The organism is Variovorax sp. dw_954, from assembly GCF_018449755.1.
Classification (GTDB): Bacteria; Pseudomonadota; Gammaproteobacteria; order Burkholderiales; family Burkholderiaceae_C; genus Variovorax.
In genome coordinates, this window is sequence record NZ_JAAVVD010000025.1 from 69,907 (window position 1) to 94,549 (window position 24,643).

A 24,643-nucleotide genomic window follows, 5' to 3' on the forward strand; every position below is an offset into this window, starting at 1 on the left:
TCGACGTGGCCGTCGTGCCCGTCGTGACGCTGCGCGCGTCGCTCGCGGGCTCAATTGCCTCAGCTGCCGGCGTCCTTCGGCGGATTCCGGGTGAACCACTCGGCAATGCCCGGCATCATGGGCTCGAAGGGATCGCCCACGCGCAGGCTCATGGCGCCTTCGATGACGTAGAACAGGTCGTCCTCGTCGTGCGAATGGGCGCCGGGCCCCTGCGTCGTCGGCTCGAGCCACCATTCCGAGACCGAGTAGCGCGACGCGGTTTCCGCTTCGTCGGCCTTGAACACGGCCGAGATCCGGCCCATCGGATAGGCGCGGCCCTCGCCAGGGGCCAGGACGACGGGCTTGCGCGGCGATGCAACTGGCTGGCTCATGCGGCTTCCTCTCGCTCGGTTGATCTTCAGGCGGTGGGCGCTGGACTGCTCGGATGGATCTACTGCCGCGGGCGGGCGCTGTCAAGCGTCCTTCGTGCGCCTTTACCTTGAAGTGTCCGGGCGCGTCGGTGCCGCGCGCCAATGCGCTCGCCTACAGCGGCGGCCGTCGCTGGTCGATCCACATTTGCACCGTGGGCCGGAGCCATTGGTGCGCCGCATACGTTTCGAGCCGCCGGGGCACCGGCTCGCCGCTCAGGATGAGCCGGTTCAGCATCAGTGCAAGGTCGACATCGGCGATGGACCATTGGCCGAACAGGTGCTTGGCGCCTTCCTGCAACAGGTTCTGCGCGGCCGCGCAGAGCTTGGCCGCGGCCTCTTGTGCAGTCGCGGAAAGCGCCGGCGGCCGGGCGCCGTAGAACAGGACTTCCGTGGGCCGCTCCTGCCGCAGCGGCATCAGGTCGCTGCGCAGCCATGCCTGGACTTGCCGCGCCCGCGCCTTGTCGCGCGGCTGCGTGGGATACAGCGGATGGCCTTCGAAGACCTCGTCGATGTATTCCGTGATCGCCGACGACTCCGACAACGCAAAGCCGTCGTGAACCAGGGCAGGCACGCGGCGCGTGAGCGACAGCGCCGCGAAAACCGCGGCATGCTGCTCACCGGCGCCGAGGTCCACGGTCGCCATCTCGAAGGCCAGCGCCTTTTCATGAAGCGCGACGAAAACGGACATCGCGTACGGGCTCGCGAACTGCGCATCGACGTGGAGACACAGGGAGGTCATGGATGGAGCGCTACGCGGGCGCGTGGCATACCGCCTCGATGTTGTGCCCGTCCGGATCGCGCACGAACGCCCCGTAGTAGTTCGGGTGGTAGTGCGGCCGCAGTCCCGGTGCGCCGTTGTCCTTGCCGCCCGCGGCCAGGGCCGCGGCATGGAAGGCGTCGACCTGGGCCCGTGTGTCGACGCGGAACGCGATGTGGATGGGCGGGACGTTCGCCGTGCCGGCGGCGATCCAGAAGTCGGGCTTGGGCGCGACGCCGAATCCCGCGTTGTCGCCGTGTCCGCTGAGGCTGGCGGGGACTTCCATCAACAGCGCATACCCGATGGGTGCCAGCGCCTCTGTGTAGAAGGCCTTGCTGCGGGCGAAGTCGCTGACGGTCAGGCCTGTGTGATCGATCATGAATGCCTCCTCTACGGGATGAATGACGGAAAGTGCGCTATGTGCCAAGGAACCGCTCGACCAGCGCGACGGTCAACGGCGGCATCTCCTGCATCGGATAGTGGCCCGAGTCGGCCAGTGCTTCGATGGTCAGCTGGTGGCACAGCGGCCCCAGTGAGCGCTCGACCGCCACGCGGCGCATCGGTGGCGCATCCTGCTCGCCGGTGATGGCCAGCACCGGCAGCGCAATGCGCGCACCCGGGTCGGGCAAGCCGTCGCGGGCGAACATGGCGACGTACGCGGCCGCCGCGGACGGCTCGGCGCAGGTGCGCCAGCGAGCGGCCTTGTACGCCGTCCAGCCCGGAGACAGGCGGGCGCCGAAGCGCTGCGTGAAGCTCTGCAGGCGCGTCTCGTCATCGGCCAGCGCGAGCCCTTGGGATGCCGCGAGCATCGCGTCGTCCGCGCCGAAACCCGCGGGCGGTGGCGGCGTCAGCACGACGGCCCGCGTGATGCGGTCGGCATGGTGTTGTGCGAGATGCAGCGCCACGAGCGAACTCATCGAATGCCCGACGATCGCGAATCGATCCCACCGAAGAGCCTGCGCCACTGCCATGACATCGGCTGCGGCCTCCGCCAGTGTGCAGGTGCCGGTGCGGTCACGCGACCTGCCGTAGCCGCGTAGATCGACGAGGGCGAAGGTGAAGCGTCTGGTGTCGAGGTACTTGCGCGCGTCGTCCCAGGTCGAGGTGTCGCACAGCCAGTCGTTCATGACCAGCACCGGGATCGGTCCGCGGCCGTACACCTCATGGCCGAGCACGGCGGCGCCGTCGACCACATGAGTGCGCGCGCCGGGCTCGTTGCTTTCCTGCTGCGTCGTCATTGGCGTTTGCTCCAGGCTTGGGGGGGTGGACCGTGGCCGCGAAGTATGCCCGCGACGATGTCCCATGATGCAGCTGCGTGGCATGGCCCCGCGTCAGACGATTTCGCGCGGTGATCCGACAATCCGGGCAGCACGCTTTTCGACGACCATCGCGTGGCGCCCAGAACGTCCCATCGGAAGACATGAATGACTGACCCGCAGCTCTCGTTCCTCAACCCCTACGCGCATGGCTTCGCCCGCGTCGCCGTCGCCGTGCCGCGCAATCGCGTGGCCGATCCGGTGTTCAACGCGGCGGAGGCGATCCGGCTCTACCGAGAGGCGGCGGCCGAAGGCGCCGTCGTCGTGGCCTTCCCCGAGCTGGGCCTGTCGGCCTACACCTGCGACGACCTGTTCCACCAGGCCGCCTTGCTCGATGCGTGCGAAGTCGCGCTGCAGCAAGTGGTCGAAGCCTCGGCCTCGATCGGCGCGGCGGCCATCGTCGGCCTGCCGCTGCGAGTCGACCATCGGCTCTTCAATTGCGCCGCCGTAGTCGCCGGCGGCAAGTTGCTCGGCGTGCTGCCCAAGACCTACCTGCCCAACTACGGCGAGTTCTACGAAGGCCGCCAGTTCAACGCCGCCGATTCGGCGCTGTCCACCGAGATCGACTGGCGCGGCGAGCGCATCCCCTTCGGCGCCGACCTGTTGTTCCAGTGCCGGCAGATCCCGCTGCTCAAGCTGCACGTCGAGATCTGCGAGGACGTCTGGGTGCCGATCCCGCCATCGAGCTATGCCGCGCTGGCCGGCGCCACGGTGCTGGTGAACCTGTCCGCCTCGAACATCACCATCGGCAAGTCGGCCTACCGGCACCAGCTGGTGAGCCTGCATTCGGCGCGGTGCCTGGCGGCCTACCTGTACTCGTCGGCCGGCATCGGCGAGTCGACCACCGACCTGGCCTGGGACGGCCAGGGCCTGATCTACGAAAGCGGCGAGATGCTGGCCGAGAGCGAGCGCTTCAGCAACAGCTCGCACATCGTCTCGGCCGACGTGGACCTGGAGCGCGTCTCGCGCGAGCGCATGCGGCAGAACTCCTTCGGCGTGTCGGTGCAGAAGCACAAGGCCGAACTGTCGAAGTGGCGCACGGTGCCCTTCGACGTGGCCGTGCCGGCGCAGCCGCCGCATGGCCTCATGCGAAAGGTGGAGCGCTTTCCCTACGTGCCGGCCAATGCCAGGACGCGCGACGAGCGCTGCCATGAGGTGTTCAACATCCAGGTGCAGTCATTGGTGCAGCGCATGGAGGCGACCGGCATCCGGAAGCTGGTGATCGGCGTCTCCGGCGGGCTGGATTCGACGCACGCGCTGATGGTCTGCGCGCAGGCCATGGACCGGCTCAAGCTGCCGCGCGCCGACATCCTGGCCTACACGATGCCCGGCTTCGCGACCAGCGACCGCACGCTCGCGCAGGCGCACAAGCTGATGACGGCGTCGGGATGCGCGGCAGAAGAGATCGACATCCGCCCGAGCTGCCTGCAGATGCTCAAGGACCTGAGGCATCCCCATTCCGACGAAGCTCCCAGGTACGACATCACCTTCGAGAACGTGCAGGCCGGCGAGCGCACCAGCCACCTGTTCCGGCTGGCCAACCTGCACAACGGCATCGTGGTCGGCACCGGCGACCTGAGCGAGCTGGCACTCGGCTGGTGCACCTACGGCGTGGGCGACCACATGTCGCACTACAACGTGAACGCCAGCGTGCCGAAGACGCTGATCAAGCACCTGGTGCGCTGGGTCGCCGACACCGGCCAGATCGGCAGTGACGGCAGCGACGTACTGCGCGCCATCCTCGACACCGAGGTCAGCCCCGAACTGATCCCGTCCACGCCCGGCGCCGACCAGCCGAGCCAGAAGACCGAGGACACCATCGGCCCCTACGAGCTGCAGGACTTCAACCTCTACTACACGCTGCGCTACGGCTTCCGCCCGACCAAGGTGGCCTTCCTCGCCTATACGGCATGGCACGACCGCACGCAAGGCGCGTGGCCGGACGATTCGCACGAACTGGTGCGCAACGAGTACGGGCTGCGCGACATCAAGCGCCACCTCGGCACCTTCCTCTGGCGCTTCTTCAAGACCAGCCAGTTCAAGCGCTCCTGCGTGCCGAACGGGCCGAAGGTCGGCTCCGGCGGCTCGCTGTCCCCGCGCGGCGACTGGCGCGCGCCGAGCGATTCGGAGGCTGAGGTCTGGCTGGCGGAATTGAAAGGTGTGCCGGACTAAGCCCACTCCCGAATGCGCCTGCGGCAGGCTTCGCTTCGCGCGGCCTGGATTCATACGCGCTGGGGCTGTCCACGAGAGGCTTCGGCGCACCGGGGGCATTCGATCTTTGCGACACTCGACGGACACTGCGCCCATGTCCGTATCCGAAACATCGCCTTGCCAGGTCCAATGGGCGGGTGAGTCCCTCTGCCTTCTGCCCCAACGCGCGCTCTGGTGGCCGGCCGGCGGCACGCTGTTCGTCGCCGACCTGCACCTCGGCAAGGCCGCGACATACCGCGCGCTGGGCCAGCCGGTGCCGGGCGGCACGACGCGGCAGAACCTCGCGCGGCTCGACGATCTGATCGCGCGCCATGCGCCGCGTCGCATCGTGTTCCTCGGCGACTTCCTGCATGCCGCGCAGTCGCGCACGGTGCTCGCCGCGGTGCAAGCCTGGCGCGCGGGCCATGCCGCCATCGCGATGACGCTGGTGCGCGGCAACCACGACAGCCGCGCCGGCGATCCGCCCGGTGCGCTGGACATCGACGTGGTCGACGAGCCCTGGCTGCTCGGTCCCTTCGCCTGCTGCCACCATCCGCAAGCGCACCCCACGCATTTCGTCCTGGCAGGTCATCTGCATCCGGTATGCAAGTTGCATGGGCGTGGACGCGACAGTTTGCGCTTACCCTGCTTCGTGAGCGAACCGGACCGCGCTATCCTGCCTGCCTTCGGGGAGTTCACTGGCGGCTGGCTGATGGAAGCGATGCCGCACCGGCGATTCCATGGCGTCGGTGGCAACAACGTATGGACGTTGCCGGCACTTTAGTTCCAGACCCTCGATGCTGTTCGACCATCCTTCCTTCGCCGCACCCGACCTGCGCGAGCGCGCGGCCCGGCTGCTGATCGCGTCCGCGCCCATGACGCAGCTCACCCTGGCCGACGCGATGATCATCGTGGACTCGATGGAGCCGGTCTTCGTCACCATGGGCACGGTGGTGATGGAGGAGGGCGAGACCGAGGACACCGGCTACATGGCGCTGGTGCTCGAAGGCGACCTGCGCGCCGAGAGCGGCAACGGCGTCGCCGGCGAGAGGCTGGTCATCTCGATGATCGGCCCCGGCAGCCTGCTCGGCGACATGGGCGCGATCGACGGCTCGCCGCGCTCGGCCACCTGCACCGCGCTCACCGACGTCAAGCTGGCCATCCTGTCGAGCGCCATGCTGCTGGCGCTGATCGATACCCATCCGGCCGTCGCGGCGCGGCTGCTGCTGGCCATTTGCACCGGCATGTCGGCGCGGCTGCGCGAGAACAACCGCAGGCTGCTGGCGTTGTCGAACGTCACCCGCGCGGTGCAACTGGAGCTGGACGCGACCCACTCGGTCAACCGCCGCCTCCTGGGAGCCTGACGAAGTCCTTTTCCTGTGCGACCTTTCCCAAAGTCGTGAGGGCCGCTTCTGAAAGCGCGCTCTGGCCATTGTCGAGGGGGGACGCCGACCGGACACTCCCCACTCGCAGCGCCAGATCGCGTGCACGGCCGGTGGAGAACCCGTCCGCGCAGCCCGCAATGAAGGCTCGCACGCCCACCGGCGGCGGCCTGGCGCACCCCGATCTCAGATTTCCCGATTGCCATGTATTCCCCAACGATCAGACCCGTCTTCAAGCGACGCTGGATTCCCGTCGCCATCGCCCTGGCGATCTCGCTCATGTGCACGCTCTTCGCGTTGACCGCCAAGGCCTCCGCGCCAGGCTGCCAGAACGCGAGCGCCAAGCACAGCAAGTACAAGCGAGCCGTGCCGAAATGCGCATCACAGATGGCGCGGCGCGACCACGGCGTTGACGTGAAGTCGGGAGCCACGCGTGCGTCCGGTTCGAGCGAGCGACTGGCCTCGGCCACCGCGCTCACCCGCGGGCCGCGGGCGAGCCAGTAACCTGGCGGCATGTCTTCCGTGGCGGGGGTTCGCAGGGGTTCCAAGGCAGCGGGAATGCGGACTTGACCGTACGCGAAGGACACGAAGGTTTCGCGAAGGATGCGAAAGGAAACCAAAAAATGCTTCTTTGGTTATCTTTTGACTTTTTTGCGTCCTTCGCGTTTCTTCGCGTCCTTCGCGTACGGTCAAGTCCGATTCCGTATTTCCTGCTTCAAACGCCCCCAGCTACCTCAGCCAGCCGCAATCCGGGCCAGCGAGCCGCATAGTCGCGGGCCTTGCGCAGGTACAGCGCACGGTGGTCGCACAGCGCATTCGGCGCCAGCACGCCGTCGTAGATCGCGTCGAGCCCGTGCGGCGCATACAGCGTCGGTCCGTGCGGGCCCGGTTGCAGTGCGACGCAGGTGCCGGCCACCAGGAAGCGGTCGATGCCGTCTCGGGCACAGCTCAGCGCCGGATAGTCATGCCCGAACCAGTCGCCGTACCAGGTATGGACGCGCGCCTGGTTCTTCGCCTCGACCACGATGCCGCGGTCTTCGAACAGGCGATGCACGCGTGCACCCACGGCCTGCTCGGCTTTCTCCGACAAATCGCTGCCATCGAAATAGAACAGGTCGTAGTCGCGGATGCCATCGGTCGGCGCGCGCCCGGCACGGAGGTTCCATACGGTCTGGAACAGGCAGCCCGCCACCAGCCACGCATCGGGCAGCGCCAGCGCCGGCATTCGCGCGAGGATGACGCGGTTGTGATCGTTGCGCAGCACCTCCTCGATGAAGCGTGCCGCTTGTTCCGCCGGCACGTTCACAGGATCACGGGCGCATCGGGCAGTTCGTTGCGCGAGGGCGTATCCGGCGCACTCGGGAAGTGTTCGACCAGCAAGGCCGACACTTCCTCCAGCGCCTGCGTCAGCCCGTCCTCGAAGCGGCCTTCGCGGAAGGCGGCGCCCATGCGCTTCGTCATGGCCGCCCATTCGGCGTCATCGACATGCGCATCGATGCCGCGGTCGGCCACGACCTCGATCGCGTGCTCGGCCAGCAGCAGGTAGACCAGCACGCCGTTGTTCTGTTCGGTGTCCCACACGCGCAGCTTGCCGAACAGCATGATCGCGCGCTGCCGCGCCGGGGCGTCGCGCCACAGGTAGGACATCGGCAGGCCGGCCTCGACGCAGATGCGGATCTCGCCCGTGTGGCGATGCTCGCTGGCGGCCACGCGGCGCGTCAGCCGCTCCAGCATGTCCTCGGGCAGCACGCGGCGCACCTGCGCCTCGTCGAGCCAGCGATGGCGCCAGATACGCCCGAGCCTGGAGAAGAAATCGGCCATGCCTACCAATCCCCCGAGGCGCCGCCGCCACCGAAATCGCCGCCCCCGCCGGAGCTGAAACCGCCGCCGCCCGATGAGCCGCCGCCAAAGCCGCCACCGCCGCCGAACCCCCCACCGAAGCCGCCCCCGCCAAAGCCGCCGCGCCGCCCGCCGCCCAACGCCGGCAAGCCGATCGCGCCCGACACCAGCGTGAACACCAGCGCCACGATGCCCGCGATCACCGCCAGCACGATGCTCGACGTGATCACCATCGCCACCACGCCCGCGCCCACGCCAGTGACCAGCGGCCCCAGCTTGCTGCCCAGGATCGAGCGTGCCACCCGTCCCACCACCAGCACGCCGAAGAACAGGAAGATGCCCAGTTCGCCCCAGTCCACGTCGCCAATGTGGAAGCCATCGTCGCCCTGGCCGCCGCTGTCGCGGGCCGTCGGCTCCGGCAGCGCCTCGCCATTGATGCGCGCGATGAGCTGGTCGGTGGCAGCGCTGAGCCCGCCCGCGAAGTCGTTGTTGCGGAAGCGCGGCTTCATCTCGTTGTCGATGATGCGCGCCGCCGCCAGGTCGGGCACCGCGCCTTCGAGCGCCTTGGCCACCTCGATGCGCATCTTGCGATCGTCCTTGGCAACGATCACCAGCACGCCGTCGCCGATGTCCTTGCGCCCGATCTTCCAGGTGCTCGCCACGCGGTACGCATAGCTCGCGATGTCCTCGGGCGCCGTGGTCGCGACCATCAGCACGACGATCTGCGAGCCCTTCTTCGTCTCGAAATCGGCGAGCTTGGCCTCCAGCACCTGGCGCTGCGTGGCATCGAGCGTGCCGGTCTGATCGATCACGCGCGCCGTGAGCGCGGGCACCGGCTGCACGTTCTGCGCGAAAGCCGTGCCCAGCACCAGCCACAACAGGAAGAGGGCGGCGAGGACACGCTTCACCAGTGCCGCCCCCGGCACGGTCCCTTCGGAAATCGCCTCGGACCCGGAATGACCAAGCCGACTGCGTCGTTCTCGGCAAGGGGCGGAAGCGCACGCGGTGCGCGAAGCCTGGAGGGAAGTCACATGTTTTGCGCGGAGACCGGGAGCGCGCCTATTTCTTCTCGAAGTCCACCTTCGGCGGCTTCGAGATCTCGGCCTCGTTCTCGACGCTGAAGGTTGGCTTCGGCGGATAGCCGAAGATCTTCGCCGTGATGTTGGTCGGGAAGCTGCGCGAGAGCACGTTGTACGCCTGAACCGTCTTGATGTAGTTGTTGCGGGCGACGGTGATGCGGTTCTCGGTGCCCTCCAGCGTCACGCGCAGGTCACGGAAGGCCTGGTTGGCCTGCAGTTGCGGATACTTCTCGGCCACCACCATGAGCCGCGACAGCGCGCCCGACAGTTCGCCCTGCGCCTGCTGGAACTTGTTGAAGGCCTCGGGGTTGTTGAGCGTCTCGGGCGTGACCTGGATCGACGTGGCCTTGGCCCGCGCTTCCACCACCTTGGTCAGCGTGTCCTGCTCGAAGCTGGCCTCGCCCTTCACGCTGGCCACGATGTTCGGCACCAGGTCCGCGCGCCGCTGGTACTGGTTGAGCACCTCGCTCCAGGCCGACTTGCTGCTCTCGTCGAGCGTCTGGAAATCGTTGTAGCCACAGCCCGTCAACGACAGGGCCACCATGATGATCAAGAGCCAGCGTTTCATCCTTCAATCCTTCCTGAACTGCAAGGCGGCGACGGTAGCATAGATGCCATGGCGGTCGATACCTTTCAAGCGATTCAGGCCGCGGGCCGCCATGTGCGACCGCCTGCACGTACCGCCACATCCACGCTGCTGCTGGCCGGCGCCACGGGCGCGCTGGGCAACGAGTTGTTCAACCGCCTGGCCGGGGCGCAACGGTATGCGCGGCTGCTGTTGCTCGCGAAGGAGCCGATCACCGATGGCTTGCGCGGCGTCGCGTCCTTGCAGGTGCCCGCCTTGCCGATCGCGCAGTGGCCCTTGTGCGCGGCGGACGTGGCGCTGGTGTCCTTCGATCCGCCCCGGCTCTTTCACGATCGCGAGCGTGCGCTGTGGACACCCGCGCCAACCGACCTGCCCGAGCTCGCGCGCTGGTTGAAGGCCTGCGGCGTGCGGACCATCGCCGTCGTGCAACCGCATGCGCAAGGCCGCATGCCCGACGCCCTCAAGCACGGCCTGGCCGGGCTCGACGAACATGCAGTCGTGGCGTTGGGCTTCGAGCGCGTGCTGCTGGTGCGCTCGGCGCAGAAGCCGGCGGCGCAGCGCTTCGCGAATCCAGCCGAGCGACTGGCCGCGTGGATGCTTTCGATCTTTCGCTACATGGTGCCGAGCAGCGAGCAGCCGGTGCGCGCGAGCAAGGTCGCGGAGTTCGTCGAGCGCGCCCTGCAAGTGGCGCCGCCGGGCGTGCACGTGGCCTCGCCCGAGATCGTGTGGCGGGCCACGCAAGGCAGCCTCGACGAGGTGGTGGACGGCTGGCTGGGAGGCACAACAAGGTGAAGCAGTCTGTTGTTGCCAGGAAATCATTCGGGGGCACCTGCGGAACCGGCGTTGCCGGGCCGCTGGGTGCACCCGCTTGAGGGGCTGAGGGCCGCGGCTCGAGGCCTGCCCGTGCAGGCTTGGACGGCCCGCCCGCAAGAGCAGCCGCCTCCTGCGGCCGCACGTGGCGCCGCAGGCGCATTCGGGGTCTATACCAAGTCGAACAACTCCGGCAGCACGTCGATATCGTGCGCATGGCGGATGCCCGCGATCACCGCCGTCATCAAGGGAAACCAGATCGAATCACGGGCGTTGCGCAGGTAGGCGCGGACATTGACGGTCCACTCGGCCGGCGTGCGGTACAGCGCCACCTGCGGGACAAAGGCCGGCGTGGCGTGCGCGTACATCGCGTACTCGGGAAAGCGGTCCTGCATCAGCTGCTCCTCGGCCCTGATCACCGCCGGATACAGGATCGCGAAAGCGGCGACCAGCACGGTCAACACCAGCAGGGAGCCCGTGAGCGCGCCCAGCCCGACCATGCCGATAAGGTTGCAGACATAGAGCGGATGGCGCGACATCGAATAAGGGCCGTCCTTCACCAGCATCGTTCCCTTGCGTCCGGAGATGTAGAGGGCGCACCACAGCCGTCCCACCAGCGCCAGGCTCACGAAGGCAATCGCCACGAGCACCATCGCGCTCATCAGCCACGGCGGCGGCGCTGCGGACTCCCCGAGCAACAGCGCGAGCAGGATGCTGCCCAGCAGAACCCGCCAGATGGCGATGCGGCGACGCACCAGGAATGGCGCGGGCGCCGGCCCGGCAAGGGTGGTCTGGGTGAGCATGCGATCCCCTGGAGTTGTCTGCGCAAGATCGGCCCAACGTGCCGGGCTGTCAAGACTTGACATTTCTTGCTTGACGACACTTATTTGTCAGTTGATCGTGAATCAAAGCCTCCCGACCATCGGACCGATCACGGGAGAGCAAGGCAAAATCGGGCCATGCCCAAGACCCCTCACCGAGCCGCCGCCCTGGGCGGCACCGCCGACGATGTCGAGGCCGCCTTCTACGAGTCGCTGCAGCGCGGCGACGTCGAGGCGTTGATGGCCTGCTGGTCCGACGAGGACGAGGTGTTCTGCGTGCATCCTGGCGGTCCGCGCCTGGTCGGGCCGGTGGCCATCCGGGCGGCCTTCGAGCAGATGTTCGGCAACGGCGCCATCCATGCCACGCCGGCGCACGTGCGCAAGGTCGAGTCGCTGGCCAGCGCAGTGCACAACGTGCTGGAGCGCATCGAGGTGCTCACCCCCGACGGCCCGCGCCATGCCTACGTGCTGGCCACCAACGTCTATCACAAGAACGCCGAGGGCTGGCGCATGGTCGCGCACCATGCCAGCCCCGGCTCCGCCCGCGAACCCGAGGACGCGAGCGAAGTCACGCAGACCCTTCATTGATGCAGACCTACGCAGCCCCGCGCTGGTTGCCCGGCGGCAACCTGCAAACCATCTGGCCCGCACTCTATGGCCGTCGCACCGAGGGCCCCGCACCGGTCTATCGGCGCGAGCGCTGGCCCACGCCGGATGGTGACTTCGTCGATGTGGACTTTCTCGAAGCGCCGGTGCGCAAGGGGCAGCCATTGCTGGTGCTGTTCCATGGGCTCGAAGGCTCGTCGCGAAGCCACTATGCCGAGGCCTTTGCGGCCTTTGCGGCGGCGCGCGGCATGGCCTTCGCGGTGCCGCACTTCCGCGGCTGCAGCGGTGAGCTGAACCTGGGGCCGCGCGCCTACCACTCGGGCGACTTCGAGGAGATCGGCTGGATCCTCGGGCGGCTTCGCGCGAAGCACGATGCCGCGGGCGGCGGCGAAATGTATGCAGCGGGCGTCTCGCTCGGCGGCAATGCGCTGCTGCGCTGGGCCGAGGAAGCGGGCAACGGCGCCAGCCGCATCGTGCGGTCCGTGGCGGCGGTGTCGGCGCCGGTCGACCTGGCCGCCGGCGGTCGCGCCATCGGCCAGGGCTTCAACAAGCTGGTCTACACGCGCATGTTCCTGTCGACCATGAAGCCCAAGGCGCTGGCCAAGCTGGAACAGCATCCCGGCCTGTTCGACCGCGAGGCGCTCGTCGCGGCCCGCGACCTCTACACCTTCGACAACGTCTTCACCGCGCCGCTGCACGGCTTCAAGGACACCGAGGACTACTGGCGCCGCGGCTCGGCCAAGCCGCACCTGTCGGAGATCCGCATCCCGGCACTGGTGGTCAACGCGGCCAACGACCCCTTCGTGCCGGCGGACAGCCTGCCGCGTCCGGGTGAGGTGGGGGCCAATGTCACGCTGTGGCAACCGGCGCAGGGCGGGCATGTGGGCTTTCCGTGCGGGTTGCCGCCGGGGCATGTGCAGACGATGCCGCAGGCGGTGGGGGAGTGGTTGCGGGCGCAATAGCGGTGGGCGGCTGCACCGCGCCTGTGGGGCTGCGGATGCCCGCAACCGGGTGGCGCGATGCGGCGCGATCAGGCATGGTGCAGATTCATTCGGACCCGGGCCGTGCGTGCCGGATCCATGCGCGCAAAATGCCCGCATGGATGACATCGTCAAGCAAGCCCTTGTCAAATGGCCCAACGTGCCGCATTGCTACGGCTGGCTCGGCCTCGATGCGCGTGGCAACTGGTATCTGCGCGACGATCGCACGCAGGCGGCCGGATCCTTCGTGGAGGCCCGGGGCTCGCTGCTGGAGCATGCCAAGCTGATCGACTTCATCCAGCGCAACTACGAACACGACGATGCCGGCCAATGGTTCTTCCAGAACGGGCCGCAGCGCGTGTATGTGGAACTGGAAGCGGCGCCTTTCGTATGGCGCATTGCCGAGGGCGACTTCGCCGTGACGGCGCACACCGGCGCTGCCGCCGAACCCACCGCCTGCCTGATGGACGAAGCGGGAAAGCTCTATCTCGTCGCGGATGCCGGCTTGGGCCTGGTTCACACGCAGGATGTGGGCGTGGCGGCCGAAGCCATCGAGCAGGGGCACTGGCAGCCGGAGGATGTCCTCGCCGCCGATCTGCCCGCGCGCTTTGGGCACGTCATGAGCCCCGCGGCGATGCATGCCGCGCAGCGCGCGTAGCGCTTCACCGGCATCCGGGCGGGTCGGCGTCGGCGCCGGGCAAAGGACTCGGTTTGCGTGCGGCAACGAGCGAGTCACGCGTGGCATCCACCGCGCCAATGAAAAAGCCGACCTCGGGGGTCGGCTTCGTCTTGCAGGGTCTGCGTGCTTACTTGGCCGGTGCCGGTGCAGCAGCAGGCGCCGCCTCGGCGGTGGTGGCGGCAGGGGCTGCCGCAGGAGCCGCCGCCGCAGCAGCAGCCGGTGCACCTTCAGTCGCAGCAGCAGGAGCCGCAGCAGCCGGCGCAGCAGGAGCCGCCGCACCATCCGCCGCCGGCGCGGCGCCTTCGGCCGGCCGTTCCGGCACGGGGAACTTGGCGCCACCCGCATTGGCCATGTAGACCACGGCACGGCCGATTTCCAGGTCTTCGAAGTCGCCACCGCCCTGGGGCGGCATCACGCCCTTGCCCTTCAGCGCATGTTCGAGCAGCGTGGCATAGCCCTGGCCGATACGCGGACCCCAGGCGGCAGCGTCGCCGTAGTGCGGTGCGGTCGGCAAGCCGGGTGCGCCATGGCAAGCGGCGCATTGCGTCTTGAACACCACTTCGCCTTGCGCGAGCGGACGGTTGGCGTCACGGATCTCGATGCTGCCGACGCGCTGCAGGCGGTCGGCCACTTCCTTGTCGCGCGCCTCCTTGGTGACACCGTACAGGTCAAGCTCGGTCTTGGCCGCGCCAGCGGGCTGCGAGCCCGACACCACGTAGGCAACCAGTGCAAAGATGATTCCGATCGGTACGACGAACGAGAATAAAACCGCCAGCAGAAGCTGCTTGGGATTCTTGATGGGGCCGGTGTGGGCTTCTTCTGTGGCCTGGTAGTGCGGGTCTGCGCTCATTGGCGTCCTCAAAATCGGGGGCTTCTCGGGGGTCTGCAAATCAACCGGCGATTATAGGGAGGGCCGTTGCATGCCCCGGGCTGCGAAACAAAGCTTCTTGCGCCCGTTCATCCCTTCCAGCCGCCCCCCAGCGCCTTGTACAGCGTGACCTGGTTCTGCAGTTGCTGCAGCCGCGCCTGCACCGCCGCCTGCTGCGCGACGAACAGCGCGCGCTGGGAGTCGAGCAGGTCGAGCGAGTTGGCAACGCCGTTGCGCCAGCGCAAGGTGTTGAGCTTCAGGCGCACGTTTTCCGCATCCGTCGATGCACGCAATGCGCGCACCTGCTCGCCGAACGTCTGCCGGCCAGCGAGCGCATCACCCACTTCGCGGAAAGCGCTCTGGATCGATTTCTCGTACTGCGCCACGGCGATCTCGCGGCCTGCGCGTGCCGAGTCGAGGTTGGCCTGGTTGCGGCCCGCATCGAAGATCGGCAGGGTGATCTGCGGTGCAAAGGCCCACGCCTTGGTGCCGCTGTCGAACAGGTTGGAGAACTGCGTGCTCGCCGTGCCGATCGACGTGGTCAGCGCCACGCGTGGGAAGAAGGCCGCACGCGCTGCGCCGATGTTGGCATTGGCAGCGATCAACTGTTGCTCGGCGGCGCGGATGTCGGGCCGGTCCGTCAGCAGGTCGGATGGCAGGCCGGCCGGCACATCGGCCATGGGCCTGGCGTCTTCGAGGCTGCGGATGCCGCTCATCGATTCGGCCGGCACCGGCGCGCCGAGCAGCAAGGCGAGCGCGTTCTCGTCCTGAATGCGCAGGCGTTGCAGTGCCGCGAGAGCCGCGCGCGCGTTCTCGGCGAGCGAACTGGTCGCCTGGAAGTCGATTTCGGACGACACGCCGTTGTCGAAGCGCATCTTGGTCAGGCGCTGCGAGTCTTCGCGCGTGGCCAGGGTCTGGCGCGTGATCTCCAGCAGTTCCTCGTCGGCCAGCAACTGCAGCCAGCCGTTGGCCACCGCTGCGATCAGGCTGATCTGCGCCGCATTGCGCGCCTCTTCCGTCGCGAGGTACTGGGCCAGCGCCGAGTCCTTCAGGCTGGTGATGCGGCCGAAGAAGTCGAGCTCCCAGGCTGTGATGCCGAGGTTGACCGAATACTGCGACAGCACGCTGCCGCCCAGGCCGATCGCCTGGTACGGATTGGGGCTGGTGCGCGAGCCATTGGCCGATACGCCGACGTTGGGGAACAGCGCCGAGCGCTGCACCTGGAACTGCGCGCGGGCCTGCTCGATGTTCTGCACCGAGACGCGCAGGTCGCGGTTGTTGGCGAGCGCCGTCTCGATGAGCCGGGCCAGGCGCGGGTCGGTGAAGAAGTCCTGCCAGGCCACGGTCGATGCGGCTGCGCCGCCGGGCTGCGACGGGTCGCCGGGGAACACGGTCGGCACCGGTGCGGCCGGGCGCTCGTAGGTGGGCGCGAGCGAACAGCCGGTCACGAACAGTGCCGCGGCCAACGCGAGTGGGATGAGTTTCATGCTGCGTGAAGACATGGCGTGCTCGCGATCAGTCATGGGCTTCCTGGATGCCGGCCGCCTGCGCGTGGCGCAAGTCCGCTTCATGCTGGCGCTTGCTGCCCTTGAACAGTGTGCGCACCACCACGAAGAACACCGGGACGAAGAGCACTGCCAGCGAGGTGCCGGTCAGCATGCCGCCCAGCACGCCGGTGCCGATCGCGCGCTGGCTGGCCGAGCCCGCGCCCGAGGCCAGCACCAGCGGCAGCACGCCGAGGCCGAAGGCCAGCGAGGTCATGATGATCGGCCGGAACCGCAGGTGCGCCGCCGCCAGCGCCGACTCGACGATGCCGCGCCCGGAGGCCTGCAGATCCTTCGCGAACTCGATGATCAGGATCGCGTTCTTCGCCGAGAGGCCGATGATCGTGATCAGCCCCACCTGGAAGTACACGTCGTTCGAATAGGCACGCAGCAGCGTGGCCAGCAGCACGCCCAGCACGCCCAGCGGCACCACCAGGATCACGGCCAGTGGAATGGTCCAGCTCTCGTACAGCGCGGCCAGGCTCAGGAACACCGCCAGGATCGAGAAGCCGTAGAGGATGATCGCCTGCGAGCCGGCGAGCTTTTCCTCGCGCGACTGGCCGGTCCATTCGAAACCGAAGCCGGCCGGTAGTTTCGCGGCCAGTTGCTCCATCTCGTTCATCGCCGCGCCCGAGCTGTAGCCCGTCGCGGCCGAGCCCGAGATGCGCACGGCCGGATAGCCGTTGTAGCGCACCGTCTGCTGCGCGCCATTGACCCAGCGCGTCGTCGCGAACGTGCTCAGCGGCACCGGCTGGCCCTGCACGTTGCTGGCGTTGAGCTGGAGCAGGTCGCCCGGCTGCATCCGCGCCGGCGCGTCGGCCTGCACCACCACGCGCTGCAGGCGTCCGCGGTTCGGGAAGTCGTTGATGTAGGCGGAGCCGAGCGCGGTCGACAGCGTCGTGTTGATCGCATCGAAGGTCACGCCCAGCGCGTTCGCCTTGTCGCGGTCGATGTCGATCTGCAGTTGCGGCGCATCCTCCAGGCCATCGGGGCGGACCTGCGTCAGCAGCTTGCTCTGGCTCGCCATCCCCAGCAGCTGGTTGCGCGCATTGATCAGCGCCTCGTGGCCCAGGCCACCGCGGTCCTGCAGGCGGAACGTGAAGCCGCTGGCATTGCCCAGCTCGGGAATCGGCGGTGGCGAGAGCGGGTAGATGAAGGCGTCGCGCACGCCCAGCAGCGCGCCGAACGCACGCTGTGCGAGCGCATCGGCCGAGTGGCCCGCTTCCCGACGCTGGTCCCAGTCCTTCAGCGTCACGAAGGCGAGGCCGGCGTTCTGCCCCTGACCGGAGAAGCTGAAGCCCAGCACGCCCACCATGCTCTGCACTTCGGGCTGCTTGAGGATGAAGTCCTCCACCTGCTTGACCACCGACAGCGTGCGTTCCTGCGTCGCACCCGGCGGCAACTGGATGTTGACGATGATGTTGCCCTGGTCTTCCTGCGGCAGGAACGAGGTGGGCAGGCTGCGGAACACGAACACCACCGCGGCGATGATCGCGACATAGATGATCAGGTAGCGCGCCGCGCGCTTCAGGATGCGCGCCACCAGGCTTTCGTAGCCCTTGGCGGTGCTGGAAAAGCCGCGGTTGAACCAGCCGAAGAAGCCGGTCTTCTCATGGTGGTGCCCGGCCTCGACCGGCTTCAGCAGCGTGGCGCACAGTGCCGGCGTGAGCGACAGCGCCATCGTGGCCGAGAAGGCGATGGAGGCCACCATCACCGCCGAGAACTGGCGGTAGATGTTGCCGGTGGAGCCGGCGAAGAACGCCAGCGGCACGAACACCGAGATCAGCACCACGGTCACGCCGATGATGGCACCCGAGATCTGCTTCATGGCCTTGCGCGTGGCCTCCAGCGGCGGCAGGCCTTCCTCGCTCATGATGCGCTCGACGTTCTCCACCACCACGATCGCATCGTCCACCACGATGCCGATCACCAGCACCATGCCGAACATCGTCAGCACGTTGATCGAGAAGCCCAGTGCGAACAGCACGGCAAAGGTGCCCAGCAGCGCGATCGGCACCACGATGGTCGGGATGATCGTGTAGCGCCAGTTCTGCAGGAACAGGAACATCACCACGAACACCAGCGCCACGGCCTCCAGCAGCGTCTTCACCACTTCGGTGATGGAGATGCTGACGAAGCGCGAGCTGTCGTACGGAATGGTCCACTTCACGCCTTGCGGGAAGTACTTGGCCAGCTCCGTCATCTTGGTGCGGATCGCCTTGGCCGACTGCAGCGCGTTGCCGCTCGGCGCCAGCTGCACGCCGATGCCCACGGCCGGCTGGCCGTTCAGGCGCGCCGAGGTCGAATAGGCCTGGCCGCCCAGTTCGATGCGCGCCACGTCTTTCAGCCGGACGGCGGAGCCGTCGGTGTTGGCGCGCAGCACGATGTTGCCGAACTGCTCGACCGAGGTGAGCTGGCCGTTGACCACGACCGTCGCCGCGATGGCCTGGCCGGTGACGTTGGGCAGGTCGCCGATCGACCCCGAGGCCACCTGCGCGTTCTGCCCGCGGATGGCGTTGTTGACGTCGCCGGCGGACAGGTTCAGGCCCTGCAGCTTGTTCGGGTCGATCCAGATGCGCATGGAGCGCTCGGTGCCGAACAGCTGCGCCTGGCCGATGCCGGGCACGCGCTGCAGTTCGGGCACGACGTTGCGCGAGGCATAGTCGCCCAGCGCGATCGGGTCGATGGCCGGGTTGTCCGACGAGAGGATCGTGAACAGCAGGAAGTTGTTGCGCGACTTGTCGACGCGAACGCCCTGCTGCGTCACCGCGGCCGGCAGCCGCGGCGAGGCGCGCGACAGGCGGTTCTGCACGTCCACCTGCGCGAGGTCGGGATTGGTGCCGGTCTCGAAGCTGATCGTGATGGTGCCGGTGCCGTCGGCCTGCGCCACCGATTCCATGTAGATCAGCCCGGGCGAGCCGTTCATCTCGCGTTCGATGACGGAGAGCACGCTGTCCTCAAGGGTCTGCGCCGACGCGCCGGGGTAGGCGGCGGTCACGACGATGGCGGGCGGCGCCACCGGCGGATACTGCGAGATCGGCAATTGCGTGATGGCAACGCTGCCCATCACGATGATGAACAGCGCGATCACCCACGCAAAGATCGGACGCTCGATGAAGAACTTGGCCATGCGGGCGGGCTCCTTACTGCTTCGCGGCCGGTGCCGGCTTGTCCGCCTCGGCGGGGGCGGCAGGGGCGGGGGCGGCGGGTTGCGCAGGGGCTGCGGCAGTGGCAGACTCCGCCGGCTTCCACGGCACGGCCTTCACCGGCGTGCCGGGGGGCAACATCTGGAGCTTCTGGAAGCCGTCCACCATCACCTGCTCGCCGGCCTTCAGGCCATCGAGCACGACCCACTGGTTGTTCTGCGCGGCGCTGATCTTCACGGTGCGCTTGGTGATCTTGCCGTCGGTTTCGACCACCGACAACGTGTCGCCTTGCTGGGTGCGCGTCACGGCCTGCTGCGGCACGGTGATGGCATCGTTGACCCGCGCCTGCTCGATGCGCACGCGCACATAGAGGCCCGGCAACAGGTTGCCCTTGGGGTTGGGCACCTCGGCGCGCAGCATGACCTGGCCGCTCGTCGCATCCACCGTCAGGTCGGTGAACAGCAGCTTGCCGGCCAGCGGGTATTCGGTGCCGTCCTCGAGCACGATGCGGACGCTGGCGGCGCCGGAGCCATCGGCCCGCTTGAACTGGCCGTCGTCCATCGCGCGGCGCAGCTTGATCACGTCGGTGGCCGATTGCGTGAAGTTCACGTAGAGCGGGTTGATCTGCTGGATCACCGCCAGCTGCGTCACGTCATTGCCCTGGCCGACCAGTGCGCCTTCGGTGACCAGCGCGCGGCCGATGCGGCCCGAGATCGGCGCCGTCACGGTGGCGTAGGCGAGATTGATGTTGGCGGTCGTCACCGCCGCGCGCCCCACGGCCACGTCGGCCACGCCCGATTTGGCTGACGCCACGGCGGTGGCGTATTCCTGCTTGCTGACCGCATTGGCCTCGACCAGCGGCTTGTAGCGATCGGCCAGCGCCTGGGCTTGCGCGGCGTTGGCCTCGGCACGCGCCAGGGCGGCTGCGGCGCTCTGCGCGGCCGCAGCGTAGGGGGCCGGGTCGATCTTGAACAGCGGCTGCCCGGCCTTCACGTCGCTGCCTTCGCGAAACAGCCGCTCCTGCAGGATGCCGGCGGCGCGGGCGCGCACCTGCGCCACACGCGAGGCTTCGAGACGGCCCGGCAGTTCGGTCACCAGGCCGATGTTGCCCGGCGTTGCCACGACCACGCCCACTTCCGGCGCCGGCGGCTTGCCGCCACCACCGCCGCCTGCGGGCGCACCGCCGCCTGCTGCCGGCGCCTCGCCCTTGCCGCACCCGGCAAGGGCCAGCAGCGTCACTGTGGTGACGGCGGCGACGAGTGCACGCATCGAAAACGACAAACGTTGAGTGACATGCGAGGCAGGCATGCGGTTCCTTCCAGTGAACAGCGAGGAGAGAGAGACGGGACCAGGCGCAGTCTGCAAAGCAAAAACCGTGGCAATGCCGAGACCTGGGCAGGCCCGCTAGTTTACATACGGCGGTGTATGTATATTGGTGCGCCGGTCGACCGGAACCTGTTTAACCGAGGAGGTGCATTGGCACGCCGTACGAAGGAAGAAGCACTCGCCACCCGCCACCGTCTGCTCGATGCGGCCGAGTTGCTGTTCCAGCAGCAGGGGGTATCGAGCACCTCGCTGCAGCAGATCGCCGAGCATGCGGGCGCCACCCGCGGCGCCGTCTATTGGCATTTCAAGGACAAGGCCGATCTGTTCCACGCGATGCTGGAGCGCGTCACCTTGCCGCTCGAGGCCGCGCGACGCATGGGTGAGCATCCTGCGCTGGACCCGCTGGACGTGATCGAGAACGCGATGGTCACTGCCTTGCGCCAGGTCGCGACAGATCCGCAGGTGCGCCGCGTCTTCGAGGTGGCAACGCACAAGGTCGAGTACGCCGGCGAGACCGCGTCCCTGCAGCGTCGCCATCAGGAATGCCGTGATGCCTGCGTGAGCGATTTCGAGGACGCACTGCGCCGGGCCGCGCGCAGTGCCAAGGTCAAGCTCACCGTGCCCGCGCCGATGGCCGCGCAGGGCCTGCATGCGCTGATCAGCGGGCTGATCCAGAACTGGCTGCTGGATCCGGAGGCCTTCGCGCTGGTGGCGACGGGGCGATGCACTTTCAATGCGTACCTCGCCGGCCTGGGATTCGCTCGAGGCAGTGGGCCAAAGGGGGTCGAGGCAAAAGCCCCTGAATATGCGGGTCATGCCACGCAATAGGCGATAATGCGAGGCTCCGGTTCAACACCGGCGCAAACCTCTCTCGCTGTATTTCAACGGATAGAATTCGGCCCTCCGAAGGCTGAGATCCAGGTTCGATTCCTGGCGGCGGGACCAAATGCAAAGGCCGGAAGCTTCCAAGAGCTTCCGGCCTTTTTCGTTTCTCCGCGAGGCAGGCTCACACAGCCTGCCAGCACGATCGCCTGTCGCTCAGTGTGCCGCGCTTTCTTCCATTTCCTTCCGCAGCATGTGCTTTTGCACCTTGCCCGTCGGCGTGTGCGGCAAATCAGCGCGCATGATGAACTCGCGCGGAATCTTGTACTTGGCGATCCGCTCCGTCAGAAAGGCGCGCAGGTTGTCGACGTCGACCGCAGCGCCCGGTTGCGGGACCACGAACGCGACCACGGTTTCGCCCCATTCCGGATGCGGACGGCCCACCACGGCCACGCCGGCGACAGAGGGATGCGCCGACACCGCGTCTTCCACTTCCTTTGAATAGACGTTCTCGCCGCCGGTGATGATCATGTCCTTGCTGCGGTCGGCCATGAAGAGGTAGCCATCGGCATCGAGCCGGGCCAGGTCGCCCGACTTGTACCAGCCGTTGCTCATGGACTTGGCCGTGGCGTCGGCGTCGTCGAGGTATTCCATCATGGCCGACTCGGCCTTGATCCAGATCTCGCCGATGTCGCCCGGCCTGGCATCGCTGCCGTCTTCACGCACCACGCGCATGTCGATGCCGGGCGTCGCGACGCGCCCGATGGAGCCGGCCTTGTCGATCTGTTCTTCCGGATAGAGCACGGTGCCGCCGGGGCCAGTTTCGGTCATGCCATACACCTGGAAGAAGCAGTCGCTCTTGTACGCCGCCGACAGCCTGCGGGCCACGTCGGCGCCGATCGGTCCGCCGCCGTAGATGTAGGCCCGCACCGAACTCAGGTCGAAGCTGTCGAAATCGGGGACCACCTGCAACGGCATCGTGTAGGCCACGGGCGCGCCGAAGAACAGCGTCACCTTTTCGTCCTGGATGACCTGAAGGAAGTGACGCGGATGGAACTCGCGCATGAGCACGACAGTGCCGCCGACGTACATCGTGCCCATGAACCAGTTGTTGAGCGGCGACGAGTGCCAGATCGGCATGGCGATCAAGGTTCGCTCGTTGCGCGTCATCGACAGCGCCGCCGCGGTGGTCAACGCGACATGGCACACGGCATGATGGCTGTGCAGGCAGCCCTTGGGCTTGCCGGTGGTCCCGGAGGTGTAGAGCACCTCGGCCGCATCGGCGGCGGCCGGGTCGCTGCCGTCGATGCCCTGCGCCTGCTCGACCGCAGCGTCGAAGGATGCATGGCCTTCCGCCGCCGAATCGGTGCTCAGCGCGGCGACGCGCACCGACAGCTTGTCGATCACCGGCGCCAGCGCACCGTCGAACACGCAGATGCGGGCGCCGGAGTGCGACAGCACGTAGTCGACTTCGGGGGCCTGCATCTTGTGATTCACCGGCACGACCACGCAGCCGAGCCGCCATGCACCGAGCATCGCGACCACGACGCCGGGCGTGTTGTAGCCCATCACCGCCACCTTGTCGCCGGCCACGGCGCCCTGGGCCTGAAGCACCGCGGCAGCACGGCGCGACTGGTCCAGCACCTGCGAGTAGGTATGGCTCTGGCCTTGATAGCGCAGGAACGGCTTCGATGGGTACTTGCGGACGTTGCTTTCGAAAAGCGAATTGATGTTCATGGTTTGTCTCCTTCGATGACTGGGGCTGCCTGGCGACGGCGCGCGCCTCCCGGCCGACCGCCGCCCGAGGCTATCTGCAGTCGTCGCCTGCAACACGCGCATTGGCGTCAATCCGCCGCCGATCTACCTCAGCGTTTTCCCTTGACTGTCACAACGGCGCATTTTCGGCCGCGGCCCGCTGCATAGAGTGACCGGCCGTGCAAGACATCACGACCCTAAACCAAGCGAGCACCGCATGAACGAAATGAACCACCTCAGCGCCCTTGACGCCGGCTTCCTGCACATGGAAACCGCCGAGACGCCCATGCACGTCGGCAGCCTGCACCACTTCGAGATGCCGGAAGGCTATGCCGGCAACTGGTTCGAGGACGTCAAGGCCCACGTCGCCCAGCGCATGCACCTGGCGCCGGTGTTCACGCGCAAGCTGGCGGCCATGCCCTTCGAACTGGCCAACCCGATCTGGATCGAGGACGACGACATCGACCTCGACCAGCACATCCGGCACGTCACGCTTCCGGCCCCCTGCAGCGAAGAGCGCCTGCATGCGCTGATCGCACGGCTGCACTCCACCTTGCTCGACCGCAGCCGCCCGCTGTGGGAGTTCTATGCCATCGACGGCTTGCCGGGCAACAGCCGCGCGTTCTACATGAAGCTGCACCACGCGGGCATCGACGGCAAGGCCGGCGTCGCGTTCGCGAGCGCCATGTTCGACGCGACGCCCGAGCCGCGCGTCATCCGCAAGCCTCATCGCCGCAAGTCAGCCGGCCGCTATCAGCTCGGCTTCGCGGAACTGCTCGGCGCAGCGGTCCAGAACAACGTCGCGCAAACGGCCAAGCTGGTCAGCATGCTCCCGCGCACGGCCCGTGCCATGTACGCGGCATGGGACGAGGGCAACAAGGAATGGGCCAAGGGCGCGGCAAGCAATGGCCTGCTCGCGCAATTGAAGACGATGAAGTTCAAGGCCGCCCCTCGCACCCCCTTCAACGTGACCATCACGAACCAGCGCAGTTTCACGGGCGTGAGCCTGCTCGTCGACGACGTGAAGCGGGTGGCCAAGCTCCACGGCGCGTCCGTCAACGACGTGGGCATGTGGATCTGCAGCACGGCGCTGCGTCGCTACCTCAAGGACGCGAACGAATTGCCTGACGAATCGCTGATGGCGGCCGTGCCCATCTCGGTGCGCGCCGAAGGCGACACCTCCGCCAACAACCAGGTCACGATGGGGCGCGTGGAGCTGTTCACCAACGAGGGTGATCCCCTCAAGCGGCTGGCGGGCATCAAGGCCTCGGCGCAGGAGATGAAGCGGAACGCCGGCGGCATGCGCGGCGCGATCCCGATGGATTTCCCCTCGTTGGGCGTACCCATGCTGGCCTCGGGCATGGCTTCGCTCATGGGCCGCTCCAAGCTGTCCGAGCGACTGCCGGCCGTTGCCAACGTGCTCATATCCAACGTGCCGCGTCCGCGCGAGCCGCTCTACATGGCGGGCGGGAAGATGAGCACCTACCTGCCGGTGTCGGCCATCTCCCACGGCATGGCGCTGAACATGACCATCCACGGCTACAACGACCAACTGGCATTCGGCCTGCTGGCCTGCCGCCGCACGGTGCCCGACATCGAGGTGCTGGGTTCCTACATCCTGCCGGCGTTCGAGGAGCTTTGCATCCTGTCGCAACACGTCGCGGTGCGCGAGGCAATGGCCAAGCCACGGGAAAAGCGCCGGCCGGAGAAAGCCCTCGCCGATTGAC

General features: G+C 67.6%; 24 protein-coding genes and 1 tRNA gene. 11 read left to right on the plus strand and 14 right to left on the minus strand.

All coding sequences use genetic code 11. The features are described from left to right. Positions 1 to 59: 59 nt before the first annotated feature. The 4 genes from HB681_RS29765 to HB681_RS29780 form a co-directional block, all read right to left on the minus strand. Complete coding sequence (locus tag HB681_RS29765; RefSeq protein ID WP_213958480.1) at positions 60 to 371, minus strand: hypothetical protein; 312 nt, start codon at positions 369 to 371, stop codon at positions 60 to 62. 151 nt (positions 372 to 522) lie between these two features. Next, positions 523 to 1,149 (minus strand): glutathione transferase, encoded by a 627-nt coding sequence (gene yfcF / locus HB681_RS29770; RefSeq protein ID WP_213958481.1) that lies wholly within the window; start codon positions 1,147 to 1,149, stop codon positions 523 to 525. A 10-nt stretch (positions 1,150 to 1,159) separates the two neighbouring features. Continuing rightward, complete coding sequence (locus HB681_RS29775) at positions 1,160 to 1,546, minus strand: VOC family protein (protein ID WP_213958482.1); 387 nt, start codon at positions 1,544 to 1,546, stop codon at positions 1,160 to 1,162. Between the two features lie 37 nt (positions 1,547 to 1,583). Then, positions 1,584 to 2,405, minus strand: a complete 822-nt coding sequence (locus HB681_RS29780; RefSeq protein ID WP_213958483.1) for an alpha/beta hydrolase — start codon at positions 2,403 to 2,405, stop codon at positions 1,584 to 1,586. Positions 2,406 to 2,591: 186 nt separating this feature from the next. Between HB681_RS29780 and HB681_RS29785 the strand changes: the two genes are divergently transcribed. The 4 genes from HB681_RS29785 to HB681_RS29800 all read left to right on the plus strand — a co-directional run bounded on the left by HB681_RS29785 (position 2,592) and on the right by HB681_RS29800 (position 6,559). After that, the gene (locus HB681_RS29785; protein ID WP_213958484.1) at positions 2,592 to 4,655 is read left to right on the plus strand and encodes an NAD(+) synthase; all 2,064 of its coding nucleotides are present in this window, start codon (positions 2,592 to 2,594) and stop codon (positions 4,653 to 4,655) included. A gap of 133 nt (positions 4,656 to 4,788) precedes the next feature. Further along, complete coding sequence (pdeM, locus tag HB681_RS29790) at positions 4,789 to 5,457, plus strand: ligase-associated DNA damage response endonuclease PdeM (protein WP_213958485.1); 669 nt, start codon at positions 4,789 to 4,791, stop codon at positions 5,455 to 5,457. 13 nt (positions 5,458 to 5,470) lie between these two features. Further along, positions 5,471 to 6,037, plus strand: coding sequence for a cyclic nucleotide-binding domain-containing protein (locus tag HB681_RS29795; protein ID WP_213958486.1), 567 nt, complete (start codon positions 5,471 to 5,473; stop codon positions 6,035 to 6,037). Between the two features lie 222 nt (positions 6,038 to 6,259). After that, positions 6,260 to 6,559, plus strand: coding sequence for a hypothetical protein (locus tag HB681_RS29800; RefSeq protein WP_213958487.1), 300 nt, complete (start codon positions 6,260 to 6,262; stop codon positions 6,557 to 6,559). Positions 6,560 to 6,770: 211 nt separating this feature from the next. Here the strand turns inward: HB681_RS29800 and HB681_RS29805 are convergent, their stop codons facing one another. The 4 genes from HB681_RS29805 to HB681_RS29820 all read right to left on the minus strand — a co-directional run bounded on the left by HB681_RS29805 (position 6,771) and on the right by HB681_RS29820 (position 9,541). Continuing rightward, on the minus strand, positions 6,771 to 7,280 hold the full coding sequence (locus tag HB681_RS29805; RefSeq protein WP_213958529.1) for a nucleotidyltransferase family protein: 510 nt from the start codon (positions 7,278 to 7,280) through the stop codon (positions 6,771 to 6,773). A gap of 77 nt (positions 7,281 to 7,357) precedes the next feature. Next, positions 7,358 to 7,876 carry a TPM domain-containing protein gene (locus tag HB681_RS29810; RefSeq protein WP_213958488.1) on the minus strand — a complete coding sequence of 173 codons (519 nt, stop codon included), beginning with the start codon at positions 7,874 to 7,876 and terminating at the stop codon, positions 7,358 to 7,360. Between the two features lie 2 nt (positions 7,877 to 7,878). Beyond that, positions 7,879 to 8,802 carry a TPM domain-containing protein gene (locus tag HB681_RS29815; protein WP_345944780.1) on the minus strand — a complete coding sequence of 308 codons (924 nt, stop codon included), beginning with the start codon at positions 8,800 to 8,802 and terminating at the stop codon, positions 7,879 to 7,881. Between the two features lie 151 nt (positions 8,803 to 8,953). Next, a complete protein-coding gene (locus tag HB681_RS29820) occupies positions 8,954 to 9,541 on the minus strand; it encodes a LemA family protein (RefSeq protein ID WP_213958490.1) in 588 nt (195 codons plus the stop codon). Positions 9,542 to 9,589: 48 nt separating this feature from the next. On the opposite strand from HB681_RS29820, the gene HB681_RS29825 reads away from it, so the two are divergent. Next, on the plus strand, positions 9,590 to 10,351 hold the full coding sequence (locus HB681_RS29825) for a hypothetical protein (protein ID WP_213958491.1): 762 nt from the start codon (positions 9,590 to 9,592) through the stop codon (positions 10,349 to 10,351). Positions 10,352 to 10,539: 188 nt separating this feature from the next. On the opposite strand, the gene HB681_RS29830 is transcribed toward HB681_RS29825, so the two are convergent. Next, entirely contained in the window at positions 10,540 to 11,172 is a 633-nt protein-coding gene (locus HB681_RS29830) for an isoprenylcysteine carboxylmethyltransferase family protein (protein WP_213958492.1), read from the minus strand. Between the two features lie 156 nt (positions 11,173 to 11,328). Here HB681_RS29830 and HB681_RS29835 point away from each other — a divergent pair, with 156 nt between their 5' ends. The 3 genes from HB681_RS29835 to HB681_RS29845 all read left to right on the plus strand — a co-directional run bounded on the left by HB681_RS29835 (position 11,329) and on the right by HB681_RS29845 (position 13,434). Then, on the plus strand, positions 11,329 to 11,778 hold the full coding sequence (locus HB681_RS29835) for a nuclear transport factor 2 family protein (RefSeq protein ID WP_213958493.1): 450 nt from the start codon (positions 11,329 to 11,331) through the stop codon (positions 11,776 to 11,778). Continuing rightward, positions 11,778 to 12,758: an alpha/beta fold hydrolase gene (locus HB681_RS29840; RefSeq protein WP_213958494.1), complete on the plus strand. Its 981-nt coding sequence runs from the start codon at positions 11,778 to 11,780 to the stop codon at positions 12,756 to 12,758. The genes HB681_RS29835 and HB681_RS29840 overlap by 1 nt, the downstream gene beginning before the upstream one ends. Positions 12,759 to 12,894: 136 nt before the next feature. Further along, positions 12,895 to 13,434, plus strand: coding sequence for a DUF2946 family protein (locus HB681_RS29845; protein WP_213958495.1), 540 nt, complete (start codon positions 12,895 to 12,897; stop codon positions 13,432 to 13,434). Between the two features lie 148 nt (positions 13,435 to 13,582). On the opposite strand, the gene HB681_RS29850 is transcribed toward HB681_RS29845, so the two are convergent. From HB681_RS29850 to HB681_RS29865, 4 genes are all read right to left on the minus strand, one after another. Then, positions 13,583 to 14,305, minus strand: a complete 723-nt coding sequence (locus HB681_RS29850; RefSeq protein ID WP_213958496.1) for a c-type cytochrome — start codon at positions 14,303 to 14,305, stop codon at positions 13,583 to 13,585. A 107-nt stretch (positions 14,306 to 14,412) separates the two neighbouring features. Further along, a complete protein-coding gene (locus tag HB681_RS29855) occupies positions 14,413 to 15,825 on the minus strand; it encodes an efflux transporter outer membrane subunit (RefSeq protein ID WP_275946420.1) in 1,413 nt (470 codons plus the stop codon). 13 nt (positions 15,826 to 15,838) lie between these two features. Beyond that, a complete protein-coding gene (locus HB681_RS29860; protein WP_213958497.1) occupies positions 15,839 to 18,997 on the minus strand; it encodes an efflux RND transporter permease subunit in 3,159 nt (1,052 codons plus the stop codon). 13 nt (positions 18,998 to 19,010) lie between these two features. Further along, a complete protein-coding gene (locus tag HB681_RS29865) occupies positions 19,011 to 20,321 on the minus strand; it encodes an efflux RND transporter periplasmic adaptor subunit (RefSeq protein WP_213958498.1) in 1,311 nt (436 codons plus the stop codon). 168 nt (positions 20,322 to 20,489) lie between these two features. Between HB681_RS29865 and HB681_RS29870 the strand changes: the two genes are divergently transcribed. After that, positions 20,490 to 21,167, plus strand: coding sequence for a TetR family transcriptional regulator (locus HB681_RS29870; RefSeq protein WP_213958499.1), 678 nt, complete (start codon positions 20,490 to 20,492; stop codon positions 21,165 to 21,167). Positions 21,168 to 21,209: 42 nt separating this feature from the next. Next, positions 21,210 to 21,284: transfer RNA gene (locus HB681_RS29875), tRNA-Arg, on the plus strand. Between the two features lie 93 nt (positions 21,285 to 21,377). Here HB681_RS29875 and HB681_RS29880 read toward each other — a convergent pair. Next, entirely contained in the window at positions 21,378 to 22,898 is a 1,521-nt protein-coding gene (locus tag HB681_RS29880; RefSeq protein ID WP_213958500.1) for an AMP-binding protein, read from the minus strand. Between the two features lie 235 nt (positions 22,899 to 23,133). Between HB681_RS29880 and HB681_RS29885 the strand changes: the two genes are divergently transcribed. Further along, positions 23,134 to 24,642 carry a wax ester/triacylglycerol synthase family O-acyltransferase gene (locus HB681_RS29885; RefSeq protein WP_213958501.1) on the plus strand — a complete coding sequence of 503 codons (1,509 nt, stop codon included), beginning with the start codon at positions 23,134 to 23,136 and terminating at the stop codon, positions 24,640 to 24,642. Position 24,643: the final 1 nt, after the last annotated feature.

Bases quoted from the DNA above. Each gene is read 5' to 3' on its own strand.
- HB681_RS29830 (WP_213958492.1), bottom strand. From the start codon at position 11,172: ATGCTCACCCAGACCACCCTTGCCGGGCCGGCGCCCGCGCCATTCCTG.
- HB681_RS29860 (WP_213958497.1), bottom strand. From the start codon at position 18,997: ATGGCCAAGTTCTTCATCGAGCGTCCGATCTTTGCGTGGGTGATCGCG.
- HB681_RS29785 (WP_213958484.1), top strand. From the start codon at position 2,592: ATGACTGACCCGCAGCTCTCGTTCCTCAACCCCTACGCGCATGGCTTC.
- HB681_RS29825 (WP_213958491.1), top strand. From the start codon at position 9,590: ATGGCGGTCGATACCTTTCAAGCGATTCAGGCCGCGGGCCGCCATGTG.
- yfcF (WP_213958481.1), bottom strand. From the start codon at position 1,149: ATGACCTCCCTGTGTCTCCACGTCGATGCGCAGTTCGCGAGCCCGTAC.
- HB681_RS29855 (WP_275946420.1), bottom strand. From the start codon at position 15,825: ATGTCTTCACGCAGCATGAAACTCATCCCACTCGCGTTGGCCGCGGCA.
- HB681_RS29820 (WP_213958490.1), bottom strand. From the start codon at position 9,541: ATGAAACGCTGGCTCTTGATCATCATGGTGGCCCTGTCGTTGACGGGC.
- HB681_RS29850 (WP_213958496.1), bottom strand. From the start codon at position 14,305: ATGAGCGCAGACCCGCACTACCAGGCCACAGAAGAAGCCCACACCGGC.
- HB681_RS29865 (WP_213958498.1), bottom strand. From the start codon at position 20,321: ATGCCTGCCTCGCATGTCACTCAACGTTTGTCGTTTTCGATGCGTGCA.
- HB681_RS29805 (WP_213958529.1), bottom strand. From the start codon at position 7,280: ATGCCGGCGCTGGCGCTGCCCGATGCGTGGCTGGTGGCGGGCTGCCTG.
- HB681_RS29845 (WP_213958495.1), top strand. From the start codon at position 12,895: ATGGATGACATCGTCAAGCAAGCCCTTGTCAAATGGCCCAACGTGCCG.
- pdeM (WP_213958485.1), top strand. From the start codon at position 4,789: ATGTCCGTATCCGAAACATCGCCTTGCCAGGTCCAATGGGCGGGTGAG.
- HB681_RS29885 (WP_213958501.1), top strand. From the start codon at position 23,134: ATGAACGAAATGAACCACCTCAGCGCCCTTGACGCCGGCTTCCTGCAC.
- HB681_RS29775 (WP_213958482.1), bottom strand. From the start codon at position 1,546: ATGATCGATCACACAGGCCTGACCGTCAGCGACTTCGCCCGCAGCAAG.
- HB681_RS29765 (WP_213958480.1), bottom strand. From the start codon at position 371: ATGAGCCAGCCAGTTGCATCGCCGCGCAAGCCCGTCGTCCTGGCCCCT.
- HB681_RS29795 (WP_213958486.1), top strand. From the start codon at position 5,471: ATGCTGTTCGACCATCCTTCCTTCGCCGCACCCGACCTGCGCGAGCGC.
- HB681_RS29800 (WP_213958487.1), top strand. From the start codon at position 6,260: ATGTATTCCCCAACGATCAGACCCGTCTTCAAGCGACGCTGGATTCCC.
- HB681_RS29810 (WP_213958488.1), bottom strand. From the start codon at position 7,876: ATGGCCGATTTCTTCTCCAGGCTCGGGCGTATCTGGCGCCATCGCTGG.
- HB681_RS29780 (WP_213958483.1), bottom strand. From the start codon at position 2,405: ATGACGACGCAGCAGGAAAGCAACGAGCCCGGCGCGCGCACTCATGTG.
- HB681_RS29835 (WP_213958493.1), top strand. From the start codon at position 11,329: ATGCCCAAGACCCCTCACCGAGCCGCCGCCCTGGGCGGCACCGCCGAC.
- HB681_RS29880 (WP_213958500.1), bottom strand. From the start codon at position 22,898: ATGAACATCAATTCGCTTTTCGAAAGCAACGTCCGCAAGTACCCATCG.
- HB681_RS29840 (WP_213958494.1), top strand. From the start codon at position 11,778: ATGCAGACCTACGCAGCCCCGCGCTGGTTGCCCGGCGGCAACCTGCAA.